This is a genomic window from Microbacterium sp. F2E (genome assembly GCF_020905435.1).
GTDB classification, from domain to species: domain Bacteria; phylum Actinomycetota; class Actinomycetes; order Actinomycetales; family Microbacteriaceae; genus Microbacterium; species Microbacterium lacticum.
Window position 1 is genome coordinate 218,378 of the sequence record NZ_JAJJIB010000003.1, and the last position, 13,798, is coordinate 232,175.

Sequence of the window (13,798 nt, forward strand, 5' to 3'; positions counted from 1 at the left end):
GTGGGAGATACCGACACGCCACGGGCCACGACTCCGAGCGTGGACGAGTGGCGACTCGCGTTGGTGCCCGCCGGGGGCGCGTCCGTGTCAGCCGATACTCTCGCAGTGAGGGGGGTGAGGCATGTTTGTCGTCCATCGGGCAGAGAGTGGGGCGGTACTCGCGGACGAGCTGTCGCGGCTGCTCGCCGACCCTTTGGAGGACCCCTTTGTGCCCGAGATCGTCGCGGTACCCGCGAAGGGGGTGGAGCGTTGGCTGACGCAACGCCTCTCACTGGGCCTGGGGACGTCTCGTCTCGATGGCGTCGCATCCGACGACGGGGTGTGCGCGAACGTTGTCTTTCCTTCGCCGCGGCAACTGCTTGAGGATACCGTCGCCGAGACCTCTCCCGATCTGGGGGAGCGATTAGCGATGTGGGCGCCACCGCGTCTGACCTGGTTAGTACTTGCCGCTCTGGACGCGAACCTCGACGAGGACTGGTGTCGATTGCCGCGTCAGTACCTCTTTCCGAAGGACGCAGGTGACGATGAGGCGTCGGATCGTCGGTTAGGTTTCGCGGCGCGCGTTGCGCGACTGTTCGACTCGTACGCGCATTCTCGGCCCGAAATGCTGGCACGGTGGGCCAACGGCGAGTACGTCCTGTCCGATGGTTCGCCCATCGCTGCCCCCGAGCAGTGGCAGCCCAGGCTCTGGCGGAGTGTGCTTGGCGGGGTGGGAGGTGCTTCGCCCGTTGATCTGCACTCGCGGCTTGTGGAGGAGGTGAGGACTCACCCCGAGCGGTTGGCGCTGCCGCGCCGTCTAAGCGTTTTCGGGCCGAGCAGGATGACTCGGCGGAACCTCGAGATGCTTCACGCTCTCGCTGAACATCGGGACGTGCACCTGTGGCTGCACCACGGCTCCCCTGCTCTATGGGAGTCCGTCTCGCGTTCCCCCGCCGCTGTGCGCCGATCCGAGGACGTTACATCGATCACCAATCCGCTTCTTCGCAGCCTGTCGCGTGACGTCCGTGAATTGCAGATGCTACTGCGCACCTACGCGCCGGACCACACGACGGTCCACCACGTTTCCCCCGTGCTGAGCGAGGACACCGGCCTGCTGAGGGAGGTTCGTAGCGACCTCGCCACCGACACGGTCCCCGAAACACCTGCCGCCCTGGTCACTGCAGATCGCAGTGTCCAGGTGCATGCCTGTCACGGTCGCACCCGGCAGGTGGAAGTACTCCGCGATGTCGTCGTCGGGTTGTTGGCGGACGATCCCACGCTGGAACCCCGAGACGTCCTAGTCATGTGTCCCGACATCGAGACGTTCGCGCCGCTGCTATCAGCCGTGTTCGCGCCTCGTCCCCCTGGTCATGAGACACATCCCGCGGAGCAGGTTCGCGTGCACATCGCCGATCGCGCCCTGCACCAGTCCAATCCGGTGCTGGCCGTTCTGGACGCGCTCCTGGAGTTCGGCACGGCACGGCATACCGCCAACGAAGTGCTCGGGTTCGCAGAGCTCCCTGCGGTCGCGCGCCGTTTCCGCTGGGATGACCAAACCCGCGAGCAGCTGCGCGCGTGGACGCGAGCAGCAAATGTCCGGTGGGGATTGAACGATGCGGATAGGAGTCAGTGGCAGCTGAATCGGGTCACCGATGGCACCTGGCGACACGGGGCAGACAGGCTGCTGCTCGGCGCCGCATTCGATGCAGCCAACGACAACACACGCCCCGTGGCGCAGCTACTCCCTGCGGAGGATATCGACTCCGCTGACCTGGATCTGCTGGGACGGTTCGCCGAGTTCCTCGACCGGGTGGATGCCGCACAGAGGCTGCTCACACAACCGCACACCGCGACGGAATGGGCGGACATCCTTCTCGAGGTGACCACTGACCTGACGTTGCCGGACCCGGATGCCCCGTGGCAGGCGCTCCAGCTTCGCGAGCTGCTGCAGGAGGTGCTCATCGACAACGTTGGCGGGGCTGCCTCACACTTGGTGTTGACGTTGCAGGAGATCCGCCCGGCGCTGCGGGAGGCGTTGGCAGGACGTCCGACCCGGGCCGGGTTCCGTACCGGCGCTCTCACTGTGTGCGAGCTCGTACCGATGCGGTCCGTTCCCCATCGTGTCGTGATTCTGCTGGGAATGGATGACGGGGCGTTTCCTCGTCAGAGCGTCCGAGACGGAGATGATCTGCTCGCCCGCGATCCGTGGATCGGCGACCGCGACCCGCGCAGCGAGGATCGCCAACTCTTCCTGGATGCAATCGGCGCAGCCAGCGAACAGCTCATCGTCATCTACACCGGGCACGACCAACGCACCGGCACCCCGGTACCCCCAGCTGTTCCCCTGGGTGAACTCTTCGATGCCCTCGATCGCACCGCGGTTGGCGCCGACGGCCGGTCCGCGCGGGAAACGGTCACCACCCACCATCCGCTCCAACCATTCGATCCGCGTGCATTCGTCACTGGGGCCATGTCAACAGCTCGCCCGTTCAGTTTCGATCCACGCGCGTATGCCGGTGCGATCTCAGCCGCGCAGGATCGTTCTGCCCCTCCCCTGTTGGCAGATACACCATTGCCGACACTGACGCCCTCCGATGTGGCGTTGGAAGACCTCGTGGCGCTGCTGAGCCACCCTGCCCGGGGGTTTCTGCGTCAACGACTGCAGATCAGCACCACCGAAGTCGATGAGGCACCGGAAGACTCTCTCCCGCTCGAGCTGACCGCGCTTGAGCAGTGGGCGTTGGGGGATCGGGTATTGCGGGAGCTACTCATGGGGAGTGACACCGCCCGGATACGGGAGCGTGAGCTCGCCCGAGGTACCCTCCCCCCTGGTCCGCTCGGCACCCGGGAACTGAATGTCGTAGGGCCCCGTGCGGAGGCGATCGCCCGCGCTACCGACCCGCTGCTCCTCGAAGAGGCGGAGTCCTACGACGTCGACGTCGACCTGGGAGACGGGACCCGCCTGCTCGGCACAGTCAACAGCCTCCGTGGTACCTGCCTCACCGGGATCGGGTATGGATCCCTCAGTCCCCGGCACCGGTTGAGTGCGTGGCTGCGGCTTCTCGCTTTGACCGTGACCTTCCCGAATGAGACCTGGCAGGCCGTAACGCTCGGGCTCGACCGAGACCGGACGCAATGCGCCCGCAGCACACTGCGACCTGTCAGCGCCGAAGTTGCCGGCCGGCTCATCCGCCAATACGTGGCCCTGTACCGGGACGGCTTGCGGGCGCCCATCCCGGTTTCCCCGCGCAGTTCCGAGGCGTACGCTGTGCGGCGTTCTAGTGGGACGCCACCGCAGCTTGCCCGCTCCGAAGCTGCACGACAGTGGAACGACGCGTGGAATGTGCCCGGAGAACAGTCTGACGATGCTCACATGCTGCTGTTCGGCGCTGCTGCGCCGTTCGAGGTGCTGCTGCGAGAAGCCGCAAGTGCCGAGGACTACTTTCAAGGTTGGCCCAGGGACGAGGAAGGCGACCGTTTCGGCGTGCTGAGCAGGCGCCTGTGGGGTCCGCTACTGGGATACGAAACCCGGGACACCGTATGAGCGCGCCCTCACACTTCGATGTTGAAGGACCGCTGCCCGCGGGGACGTCGGTGTTGGAGGCGAGCGCTGGAACAGGGAAGACGTACACCATCGCTCGCCTGGTTTCTCGCTACATCAGCGAAGGGCACGCTCGGATGGACGAGCTGTTGGTCGTGTCGTTCAGTGAGGCAAGTTCTCGGGAACTGCGCGACCGGGTGCGAAGCCGGCTCGTCCAGGACCGTGATGCGGCGATCGGTGTCGCGCGCGATCGGCTCGAGCAGGCACTGACCGATTTCGACGGGGCGACCGTGACGACCACGCATGGGTTCTGCTATGCGATGCTCCGTGAGCTAGGGACGGCGGTTGACCACGACACCGACGCATTGCTGGTCGAGGATCCCTCTGCGATCGCCGCGGATGTCGCCGACGACCTCTACGTGCGCAAGTGGGGGTTTTCCGGTGCCGAGAACGCAACTCTCACTCCCGGAGACTTCCGCGAACTGACGCAGCAGGTCACCCGGGATCCCGTCACCACCTTGGTGCCCCTTCCCGATGAAGACGTGCCCGCCGACGTGCAGCTGCGGGCGCGGATCGGCACTGCGGTTCGCGGGGAGGTCGCCCGACGGTTGCGCGCCGGACGCCTCCTCACCTACACCGACATGGTCACCCGCCTCGACTCTGCGCTGCACGACACGCACACCGCGGATGTCGCAGTCGGTCGCCTGCGGGCACGCTATTCGATCGTGCTGGTCGACGAGTTCCAGGACACCGACCCTGTGCAATGGCGCATCCTGCGCACCGCCTTCCATGGCCACTGCACCCTGGTCCTCGTGGGTGACCCGAAGCAGGCGATCTACGGTTTCCGGGGTGCCGATGTCCAGGCATATCTCGACGCTCGTCGCGTCGCGACCACCATCGCCACCCTGCCCGCAAACTACCGCAGTGATCCCGGCGTGCTCGATGGTCTGGCCGCCTTGTTCGCCGGCGCCGCGCTGGGGGACCCTGCCATCACCGTCCCCACAGTGTCCGCAGCCGTCGAAGGCCGCATGATCGACACCGGACCTCCGGTCCGGTTGCGGATCGTTCCTCGAGACGGCCACCCGCTGACGGGCTCCGGCGACATCAAGACCGACGCGGCCAGGACGACGATCCGTGATGATGTGGCCCGGCAGATCGTTGAGGTGCTCGGCGCCCCGCTACGGCAACGCGACGGCCTCGTACGAGAGGTCACCCCCGGGGATATCGCCGTAATCGTCCGCAGCAACGCGGAAGCGGAACAGATCCGGGACCGTCTCCGTCGCGCGGGTGTCCCCGCTGTGGTGTCCGGACGTTCCAGCGTTTTCACCACCGATGCCGCCGCCACCTGGCAACACCTGCTGGACGCACTCGAACAGCCCCACAGCACCGCTCGCGTGCGGCGTCTGGCGGTCAGCTCGCTGGTCGGATGGACGGCCACCACGTTGCTCGAGCACGTAGACACGCTCGCTCTGCACTTGCGGCAGTGGGTACCCGTCATCGTCAACAACGGTGTCGGCGCTCTGTTCGAACGGGTCCAGTCCGACATGCGAGTCCAGGAGCGGCTGCTCCGCCAGCCCGACGGGGAGCGGCTCCTGACAGACCTTCGACACCTCGCAGAAGTTCTGCACGAGGAACAGACCCGCAACGCCCTCGGCCTGGCCGGGCTCGCCTCCTGGCTGCGCCGACGACGACGCAACAACGATGACGCCGCCATTGAACGCAGCCGCCGCCTCGAAAGCGACGCCGCCGCCGTGCAAGTGCTCACCTCCCATATGAGTAAGGGGCTGGAGTTCCCCGTTGTGCTGGCTCCCTCACTCTGGGACCACCGGCCGCGGCCCCAGACATACCCGCGGTACCACGATGGTGGCGAACGGTTGCGAGACATCGGCGGGCCCTCTGGTCCCGACAACGCCGCGCACGTACAAGCGAACAAAGAGGAGGACGCGAACGAGGAGATGCGTCTCGCGTATGTCACGCTCACCAGGGCGGCCGCCCTCGCGATCGCGTGGTGGGCCCCGACTCAAAACAGCTCATCCGGTCCTCTGACCCGGATCCTGCTGCACACCGACCCGACACGCGTCGCACCGTTCTCGATCCCGATGCCTAGTGACCGCGACGTCCTTACCCAGGCAGCGGTCCGCGCTGCCCGCAGTCGCGGTGCCCTCGACGTCAGCACGATCGCAACGCAGACCCTGAGCGCGCCTCCCCAGTGGGTTGCGCCCGCCCCAGATGCGGTGGAGCTTCGTCTTGCGTCTTTCGACCGGCCCATCGATCGGGGGTGGCGTCGCACGTCCTACACGGCACTCACCCAACATCCAGCCCAAGCGCACGCCACCGAGAGACCCTTCGCTGACGATGTGGATACCGCGCTCAAGAACGACGAGCAAAACACCGCCGACACGTCGCTCCTGCCCGCGCCGACCGAGGACCCCGACGCCGCCCTGCACCAGTTCCCGTCCCCGTGGGAAACACTCTCCAGTGGAAGCGGATTCGGAACCCTCGTGCACCGAGTACTCGAGCAATACGACCCGGAGTGCGACCTCGCCGAACTGATCACGTCCGTTTCCCCCGGCTTTAGGCACACCGCGACGCTCACGGACGCACTGCAACACGCCTTGGACACGCCGCTGCATCCGCTCTTGGAGAGTTCCTGGTCCGCGATCAGCCCAAACGACCTGATGCGAGAAGTGGCATTCGAGCTTCCCCTCGCCGGAGGTGACATCCCCCGCACCACGGCCGTTACCCTCGCCGGGCTGGTCGACCTTTGGCGTCAACATGTCCCTGATGGCGTCCTGGCCGGGTACGCCGACACGCTCGCCCAACTCGCCACCGAGAACGCGGTGCACAAGCTGCGCGGCTACTTGACCGGATCGATCGACGCGCTCCTGCGCACCCGGGCGGACACAGCCACGGACGAGCAGTATGTCGTCGTCGACTACAAGACCAACCGGCTCACCCCCCGAGACGAACCGCTCACCGCCTGGCACTACCGACACGCCGCCATGGAGACAGCGATGATCGACGCCCACTACCCGCTGCAGGCCGTGCTGTACTCTGTCGCCCTGCACCGCTACCTGCGGTGGCGGCGCCCCGGCTACGACCCGGAACGGCACCTCGGCGGTGTCCTCTACTTGTTCCTCCGCGGCATCAGCGCAACGAACCCGCTCGACCACACCGGCTTCACCCCCGGCGTGTTCACGTGGAAGCCGCCCGTAGGCCTGATCACTGAGCTCTCCGACCTGCTCGCTGGAGGTGACCAGTGACATCCCCACTGCCGGCCGCGGACATCGCGCAACGGGCAACCGGCGCGCTCGCCGCGTTCAACCAGCACGGGATCCTCACCCCGGCCGATGTGCATGTGGCGTCTCGCCTCGCCACGCTCCTCCATGAAGCCGACGAAAGCGTCGTGCTCGCCCTTGCGCTCGCTGTTCGCGCCGCCCGTCACGGGTCGGTCGTCATTGACCTGTCCTCGATCGCGCAGGCGACCTCCGCGAGCGAGGACGCGGAGATATCAGATAATTCCGGCGTCCCTTGGCCTGAACCGGGTGCATGGGCAGCCTCTTGCGAGGCCAGTGTTCTCACGAGCGGGACGGAAGCCCCTCTACGCCAGCGGGGCACGCTGCTGTGGCTGGCCAAGTATGACGCGCAAGAACAACGTGTCGCCGACCAGCTCCTCACGAGGACTCGAACGCTGCCCGACGACCTCGACCTCGCTCGGTTGCGGACTGGCCTGGACCGGCTGTTCCCTGATCCTGCCGATGCTGACCAAGGCATCGCCGCGGCGATCTGTGCCCTCCCCCGGGTCTCGGTGCTCGCCGGTGGCCCCGGCACCGGAAAGACCACCGCCGTATCCCGGCTGCTCGCGCTTCTTCGCGAACAGCGCCCACAGTGGCGGATCGCGCTGGCAGCCCCCACCGGGAAAGCGGCAGCTCGGCTCGGCGAAGCTGTCACCCGATCTCTGGAAACACTCCCTGACGCGGACCAAGCCCGGCTATCCGGACTCGAAAGCACCACCTTGCATCGGCTACTCGGCTGGCGGCCCGGACCGCACTCCGGGTTCCGGCATGACCACACCAACCGGCTCCCGTATGACATCGTCGTGATCGATGAAGCCTCCATGGTGTCACTGTCCTTGATGGACCGGCTCCTGGACGCCCTACGCCCCGCCGCGCGACTCATCCTCGTCGGGGATCCCGATCAACTCGCATCAGTGGAAGCCGGTGCCGTGCTTGCCGACATCGTCGGCGACACCACGCCGGGACCACGCACCGCCCCGTTCCTTGCCGCGCTCGATGCGGTCAGCCTTAGCCACGGATCCACTCCGACGGAGCCCACTCCGGCGCATCGCCTTCGAGACGGCATCGCCCTATTGACCACCAATCACCGATTCCACGCATCCTCCGCGATCAGCGCACTGGCATCGGCAATCCGTGCCGGGCACACCGACGACACCCTCAGCATCCTGCGCGCCGGCGACGCTGGCGTCGAATTTGTGGAGCTCGACGACACCGCCCCACTCAGCGGCGAGATACTGGGCATCGTCCAAGCTGAGATAGAAGGGTGGGCCGCTGCGCTTCGCGCAGCGACGTTGAGCGGCGACCACCACGCAGCACTGCAGGCGTTGGAGGGTCACCGGCTGCTGTGCGCGCATCGCCGCGGCCCGCGCGGAGTGCATTACTGGGGCGCGCTCGCCAAACGATGGGCGACATCCGACGCGTCCGACTCACGTTCTCCGAGCCTGGACGCCCACCATCCCGGTGAGCCGCTCCTCGTGACCGCCAATGACTACGAGATCGGCCTCTTCAACGGCGACACCGGCATCGTCACCGCACCACCCGATCCCCGATCTACCGCCACACAGGCGTGGTTCGACCACAGTGGACAGCCGGTCACCGTTCCACTTGTACGTCTTGGCGCAGTACAGCCCGCGTACGCGATGACCGTGCACCGCACTCAGGGCTCTCAGTTCGGACGTGTCACCATGATCCACCCGAAGGCAACATCGAACCTCGCGACCCGTGAGACGCTGTACACCGCGGTCACCCGCGCCGTCAGCCACGTCCGAGTGATCGGATCCATCGAATCGATCACAACAGCTGTCACCACGCCCGTCACCCGAGCGACGGGCCTGCAGGCACGGTTAGCCGCTGACCGCTTCGCCTAAGCCACGTCTGCGCGCAGCGGGAACGTCCGCGAAGGCGTCCCCACGAGAGTTCTGCTTCGACCACAGTTCAACCACACTCCGTCGTTTGAGAAGTGTTGACGAAGGCTGCGATGCGTGACTCAATCACCCTTCTTGCCACAGACGACCCAGATTAGCGGGACCATTCGCGGTGATGTCGGAGGGCTCCCGTAGGGTTGAGACACGAAGGAAGGAACGGAGGTGGACACCCGCAATGACTGGAGAAACGGGACTTGAGGTGCTTGATGGCATACTCCGAGAGTCCGCTCCCACCGCAGCTCTTGAGCTTCGACGTGTGCCCCCGGCCCCAAACTTGCAGGAGCGTCTCGGCTCTGAGGCAACGGCCGACGAGTTCGATCGCGCTCGTGCTTTATCACATGAAGACGGAATTCCCTTCTGGCATTCCGTCTTCCGCCTCGGCGCCGGAACGCCCGGCGGTGTCCGTCAGCAAGTCCTAAACGCCGCACTGTATGGGCAAGCAACAGAGCACTACGCGACAGTGACCGCTGGCAGTGATTTCGTTGCACGCGCCGAACAGCTGATTGTAGAAAGCCCTGACGGGAACTACGTCGTAGCAACCTCGAGAGTGAAACACGACCGTGGCGAGCGTCATTTTCTGATGCTGGACTTCTCAGTCAAAGAACGGTGGATCGGCGCGACCCAGTCCGCGGTCGGTGCTATTCGAGCGCTCGGTACGCCGGGAACGATACTCTCCTCAGGTCGTTCATTTCACTTCATCGGCGACAACCTAGCAACGTGGGAAGACTACTCACGATTTCTCTACCGTGCTCTTCTGCTGGTCCCGCTTGTCGATGAACGGTGGATCGCTCATCAGCTTCTGGCCCGCACCGCCACGCTCAGAGTCTCCCCTAACAGCCAGGGAGATGTTCCCCGAGCAATCACCCACGTGTAACGCACAGAAAGGAGACAAACATGGAGCAAGTCGAGTTCCTGCGCACGTTCGGTAACGCGATCCGTCGACGCCGTGCGGCTGTGTTCGTTGGCGCCGGTGTCTCCATGAGCAGCGGGTTCCCCAGTTGGGATGACCTCGTTGGCCCCCTCAGAGATGCGGCAAACGTGCCCACGACCGTGCGAGACGCGACTGTTGCAGCCGAATACGCCGTTCAGGAACTCAAGATGGACGAAGTCGAAAGACTGCTTCTCAGCAAACTTGACGGGTTCCAAAGTTCGTCGAACGATGTCGTGGAAGAGCTCCTCTCCATCGACTTCGCCGAAATCTGGACGACAAACTTCGATACATTACTCGAGACGGCAGACCCTAACCTCGATCTGGTTCTTGAGGATGACGACTACGAGAACACATCGCCGCTACGCGCGCGTCGCCTCACAAAGTTGCACGGGAGCCTCGGCGAAGCGCCGGACGGCACCACGAATTGGCGTTCTCATCCCGTCATCACCCGCAGCAGCTTCGAGTCGTTTGAACGCGAGCATCCACTCAAGTGGGCAATGCTGCGCGCGCAGTTCCTGACGTCATCGTTCTTATTCCTGGGATTCAGTTTCGCTGACCCGAACGTCGGGGCCCTCCTACGCATCGTTCGCAGCCTTCCCGCAAAGATTCGCAGGCTGCCGCATTTTGCCATTATGAAGCCTCCCTCCGAGACCGACGAACGCCGCGAGTTCGCGCTCTTCTGTCGGGATCTCACGGCTGCCGGCGTGCATGTTGTAGAGATCGAGAACTACGAAGATCTTCCCGGGCTGTTGCGCAGCCTGGCTCGAAGCGCCCTCCCACCCAACGTTTTCGTATCCGGCACTGTCGACGACGACTCAGATGCAAAACGGACCTGTACCGCTACCGGCGTCATGCTGGCGGGGCTATCGGAGGATCTGGCGATCTTCTCCTTCGACGGTTCCGCGTCCCGAGCTGTCTCTAGCGCCTACAAGACCTCCCTCCGCCCCGAGGCATACAGTCCTGAGCGGATCCGCGCTTTCTACCGGAAATCGCCCACCGGCGAAGACACAATCACTGTGCCGAGATTTGGGACAGCGGTCTTCACGGAGAAGAGCCTCGAAGAGATGCGATCTGATGTGCTCTCGAGGGTGCGAGTGATGCTGTTGCTCGGAGGCAGCGGCCGGACCCAAGAAGAAGCAGAGTTGGCATTGAGCAAGGGCATACCAGTGATTCCGTTTGGCGGTTCAAATGGAGCTGCACAGGCGATTTGGGAACGTGGTCGTGTCGTGTGCGGGTTCGCGTCCGATGAGGCCGAACACCCGTGGGGCTTGCTGTCGCATCAGGAACCGTCGATTGCTGCGGGAGCAGCGAAGGAGCTTCTCGAGATGGTGCTGCCGTCCTCTTGACGGGACCACCTGAACGGGAGTTCGACGGCCGCGTTCCAGCGTTCCTCAATGGCGGGGTGATACCCCGGGTTTATACGACGAGCGACGACAACGGCTCTCGTGACAGTCCCGCCTGCCCTTCTCGTCGCGGCTGCTGCGCTCTGCAACCGGGCACCTGAGGCGTAGACGTCGTCAACGAGCAGCACTCGTCGTCCTCGAAGTGCTTCTGATCCTTCGTAGGCAATAGAGCTTGCAGACCTGTGCTCTAGCTGGTTCCTCGTACGGGTCAGCTGACCCGTGACGAGAAATCTCCCGGCCGCCGTTCGCAAGACGACCTCCTCAAGGGGATGGGGCGGAGGTCGGCGTGTCGATGGAACTACCAGAACATCGTCCACGTCCTTCAGAAGCCAGTCGTTCGCGTCGAAGAAACTAGACAGGACAAGCGTGATTGCGGCGACACACACATCCGCGGCGGAAGTTACCTCGCCATGCTCGCCATCGATATCGGGCTTGTAGTGCGTGAGCCAAGTTCGCATGACTGACTCACGAGTGTAGAGAGTGATAGGCAGAACAGGAGTAATTTCTCCGTCGAGGGCGCGTGCATTCTCCATACAGTTCTCACACATGTCGGACGATCCGTCAGGCTCATGAATGACGGCCCGGCAGATCACGCATACGAATGGCGTGTCGAGGACGAAAGGCATAACCAGAGCGCGTTCGACCTCAACCAGGGTCAGATCAACGCTGTTCGGTTCCACAAGCTGAGGCTATCGCGGTCCACGCACGATGGCAGTTGCCGCGATCGCCGAGCGGACAGTTAGGCGCCCTCGTCCGTACCGCTCGACTTCGTTTCTGGAAGCAGTGTCCAGTGCCCACGAGCTTCTCGCATCACTAGCCAGGACCGTATGGACTCAAGTGGCCCATGAACGGAGCGAGGTTCGATGGCGTCGGTTCGGGTGGGTCGGGTATCCGCACCTGATCGCGGAGGGGGTCGATGCGGTCGGCGTACTCCCGGGCCCAGCGCACCCAGGCGAGGGCGTCCGCGCGGGTGTCGCCTCAGAGATGGCTTTCGACGTGTTGTTGGAGTTGCGTGGTGTAATCGCGGATCGCGGTAGCGTCCCTCGCCCGTGCGACCTGGTCTCTGAGGATGTCTGCCCGGTGGTTGTCCGTGAGTTGCTGGATGGCGTTCTCACGCGCGGCCTCCCACTGGCGTTTGCGTTCGAGACGTTGGCGATCCTCTGCGAGCCTTCGATCTACGGCAGCGTCGTGGCGGAGTTCAAGTTCCTGGAGGATCTGGGCGACGGCGTCATCGAGGGTCCGGTCGTCGCGGTCGGTCCAAGAGTCGCCCCAGAAGGTGCCGCCCTTACTGTCGATGCGGATGCCGAGGCGGCCTGTGGGGACGTAGTCCCATTTCGGAAGCGCGTATCCCCTACCGGCGCGGGCAAGTTCGCTCTTGGTGGCCACATGCTCGACCTTCTCGGTGAGCTGATAGATGCTAAGCCGGTACTCGTCGGGTCCGAGCATGATCTTGATGTGCCCGGTGTTCTCCTCGGTGCGCTGCACGTACCCCCAGTGGTCCTTCCGCGGGGCCGGGATCGCCGCGACGGTGTACTCGCGACGTCGCGTTTCCACGACGAGCGCTTCGATGAGACGGAGAGCTCGGTTCTTCTCCGCCGCTCGGATGTCGAGGTCGTCGCGGGTGCGGAGCGCCTTGATGACGTCGGAGGGATCGCGGAGAGCGCTCGGCACCGGGACGGGGTCAAGGATGCGGGTGCGCCATTCCGGGAGCGGTCCGAGGGTGACGTGGGCGGTGCGGGTGCGGTAGTCGCTGCTGACGGTGACTTGCATGCCGTCGGGGATCTTCTTGAACCGATCCGCGGTCAGCGCGAGCTGCCGGTAGCGCTGCGCCTGGTCGTACTCGATCTCGATCCGATGGTCTTCCGCGGCGGTGAGGGCGTTCATCATCGCGTCCGTCGGTCCGACCCGTGGCGGCTTTCGCGGCTTCGCCTCCGCGTCTGCCTTCGATGCGGGAGCGGGTTTCCTGACTGTCAGTTTTGGACGGGGCGGTGACGTGTCCCCCGCGTTGTCGTCGCTGGGCGGATAGTCGCCGTGCTCAATGTAGTGAGCGCCGTTTGTCGTGAGCGTGGCCTGCCAGTTCTTGCCGTGGCCAGACACGTCGACGAGGCCGCGGTTGTGGAGGGCGCGGGCGACGATGCGGGGCCGGTAGTCGTCGTAGACACCGTCGGGTGTGCCGTCACGAATCCAGGTGAGGATCTCCAGCTGCAAGTCATTGAGAGGGATACGCGCCATGCGTCAATCCTCCGCGCCGAACATGACCTGACGGTGACGACAACCATCCAGCGCTTCCTGCTGCGGGCCGCGTGATCAGTCGTCGCGAGGCGAGGGTTTACCCTCGTCGTTGCCGTCACGATCCCGTACAGCCTGAACGAAGCCCACGAACTCTTCGGGGTGCGAGATCGGCATCAGTCGCCACTGCATCTCGCCGGTGCTGTCGTAGTCCGTGACGGCATCGTGCTTCATTCTCGTGTGGTCACGAATGAGGAGCATCTCAACGACGCGTGCGGCTCGTTCGAGGTCCTCTGCCACCCGATCCGTCGGCAGATCCTGCGGCGTGACGATTCCGCCGGTGGAGTCAAGGTCCACGTAGAAGCCGAACTGCTTCTCCTGGTTGGCGGCCTTCGCTGCGGGCGTGTCAAGACTTTTGTGTAAGCGGCTTGGTGTCGGTTTGATTACAGGTGGGGTTCGATGCGGTCGGGGTAGGCGAGGGCGAGCTGTTCGAG

The 13,798-nt window shown here is 64.6% G+C and carries 7 protein-coding genes and 1 pseudogene; 5 read left to right on the forward strand and 3 right to left on the reverse strand.

The genetic code is table 11. From position 1 onward, the window contains the following. Positions 1-121: 121 nt before the first annotated feature. From recC to LOK55_RS04425, 5 genes are all read left to right on the forward strand, one after another. Positions 122-3,523, forward strand: a complete 3,402-nt coding sequence (gene recC / locus LOK55_RS04405) for an exodeoxyribonuclease V subunit gamma (protein WP_229934404.1) — start codon at positions 122-124, stop codon at positions 3,521-3,523. Continuing rightward, a complete protein-coding gene (locus LOK55_RS04410; RefSeq protein ID WP_229934405.1) occupies positions 3,520-6,783 on the forward strand; it encodes a UvrD-helicase domain-containing protein in 3,264 nt (1,087 codons plus the stop codon). Before recC ends, LOK55_RS04410 begins: the two co-directional genes overlap by 4 nt. Further along, entirely contained in the window at positions 6,780-8,684 is a 1,905-nt protein-coding gene (gene recD / locus LOK55_RS04415) for an exodeoxyribonuclease V subunit alpha (protein ID WP_229934406.1), read from the forward strand. Before LOK55_RS04410 ends, recD begins: the two co-directional genes overlap by 4 nt. A gap of 331 nt (positions 8,685-9,015) precedes the next feature. Then, complete coding sequence (locus LOK55_RS04420) at positions 9,016-9,615, forward strand: hypothetical protein (RefSeq protein ID WP_229934407.1); 600 nt, start codon at positions 9,016-9,018, stop codon at positions 9,613-9,615. Between the two features lie 20 nt (positions 9,616-9,635). Then, positions 9,636-11,018, forward strand: a complete 1,383-nt coding sequence (locus tag LOK55_RS04425) for an SIR2 family protein (protein ID WP_229934408.1) — start codon at positions 9,636-9,638, stop codon at positions 11,016-11,018. On the opposite strand, the gene LOK55_RS04430 is transcribed toward LOK55_RS04425, so the two are convergent. The 3 genes and pseudogenes from LOK55_RS04430 to LOK55_RS04440 all read right to left on the reverse strand — a co-directional run. Beyond that, positions 10,952-11,755 carry a phosphoribosyltransferase family protein gene (locus LOK55_RS04430; protein ID WP_229934409.1) on the reverse strand — a complete coding sequence of 268 codons (804 nt, stop codon included), beginning with the start codon at positions 11,753-11,755 and terminating at the stop codon, positions 10,952-10,954. The genes LOK55_RS04425 and LOK55_RS04430 overlap by 67 nt on opposite strands. Before the next feature lie 298 nt (positions 11,756-12,053). After that, complete coding sequence (locus tag LOK55_RS04435) at positions 12,054-13,283, reverse strand: hypothetical protein (RefSeq protein WP_229934410.1); 1,230 nt, start codon at positions 13,281-13,283, stop codon at positions 12,054-12,056. 99 nt (positions 13,284-13,382) lie between these two features. After that, positions 13,383-13,798: pseudogene (locus LOK55_RS04440) on the reverse strand (hypothetical protein); the annotation flags it as partial.

What these genes read in the sequence shown, in the direction of transcription:
- recC (WP_229934404.1), top strand. Translation starts at nt 122, where the DNA reads ATGTTTGTCGTCCATCGGGCAGAGAGTGGGGCGGTACTCGCGGACGAG.
- LOK55_RS04410 (WP_229934405.1), top strand. Translation starts at nt 3,520, where the DNA reads ATGAGCGCGCCCTCACACTTCGATGTTGAAGGACCGCTGCCCGCGGGG.
- LOK55_RS04425 (WP_229934408.1), top strand. Translation starts at nt 9,636, where the DNA reads ATGGAGCAAGTCGAGTTCCTGCGCACGTTCGGTAACGCGATCCGTCGA.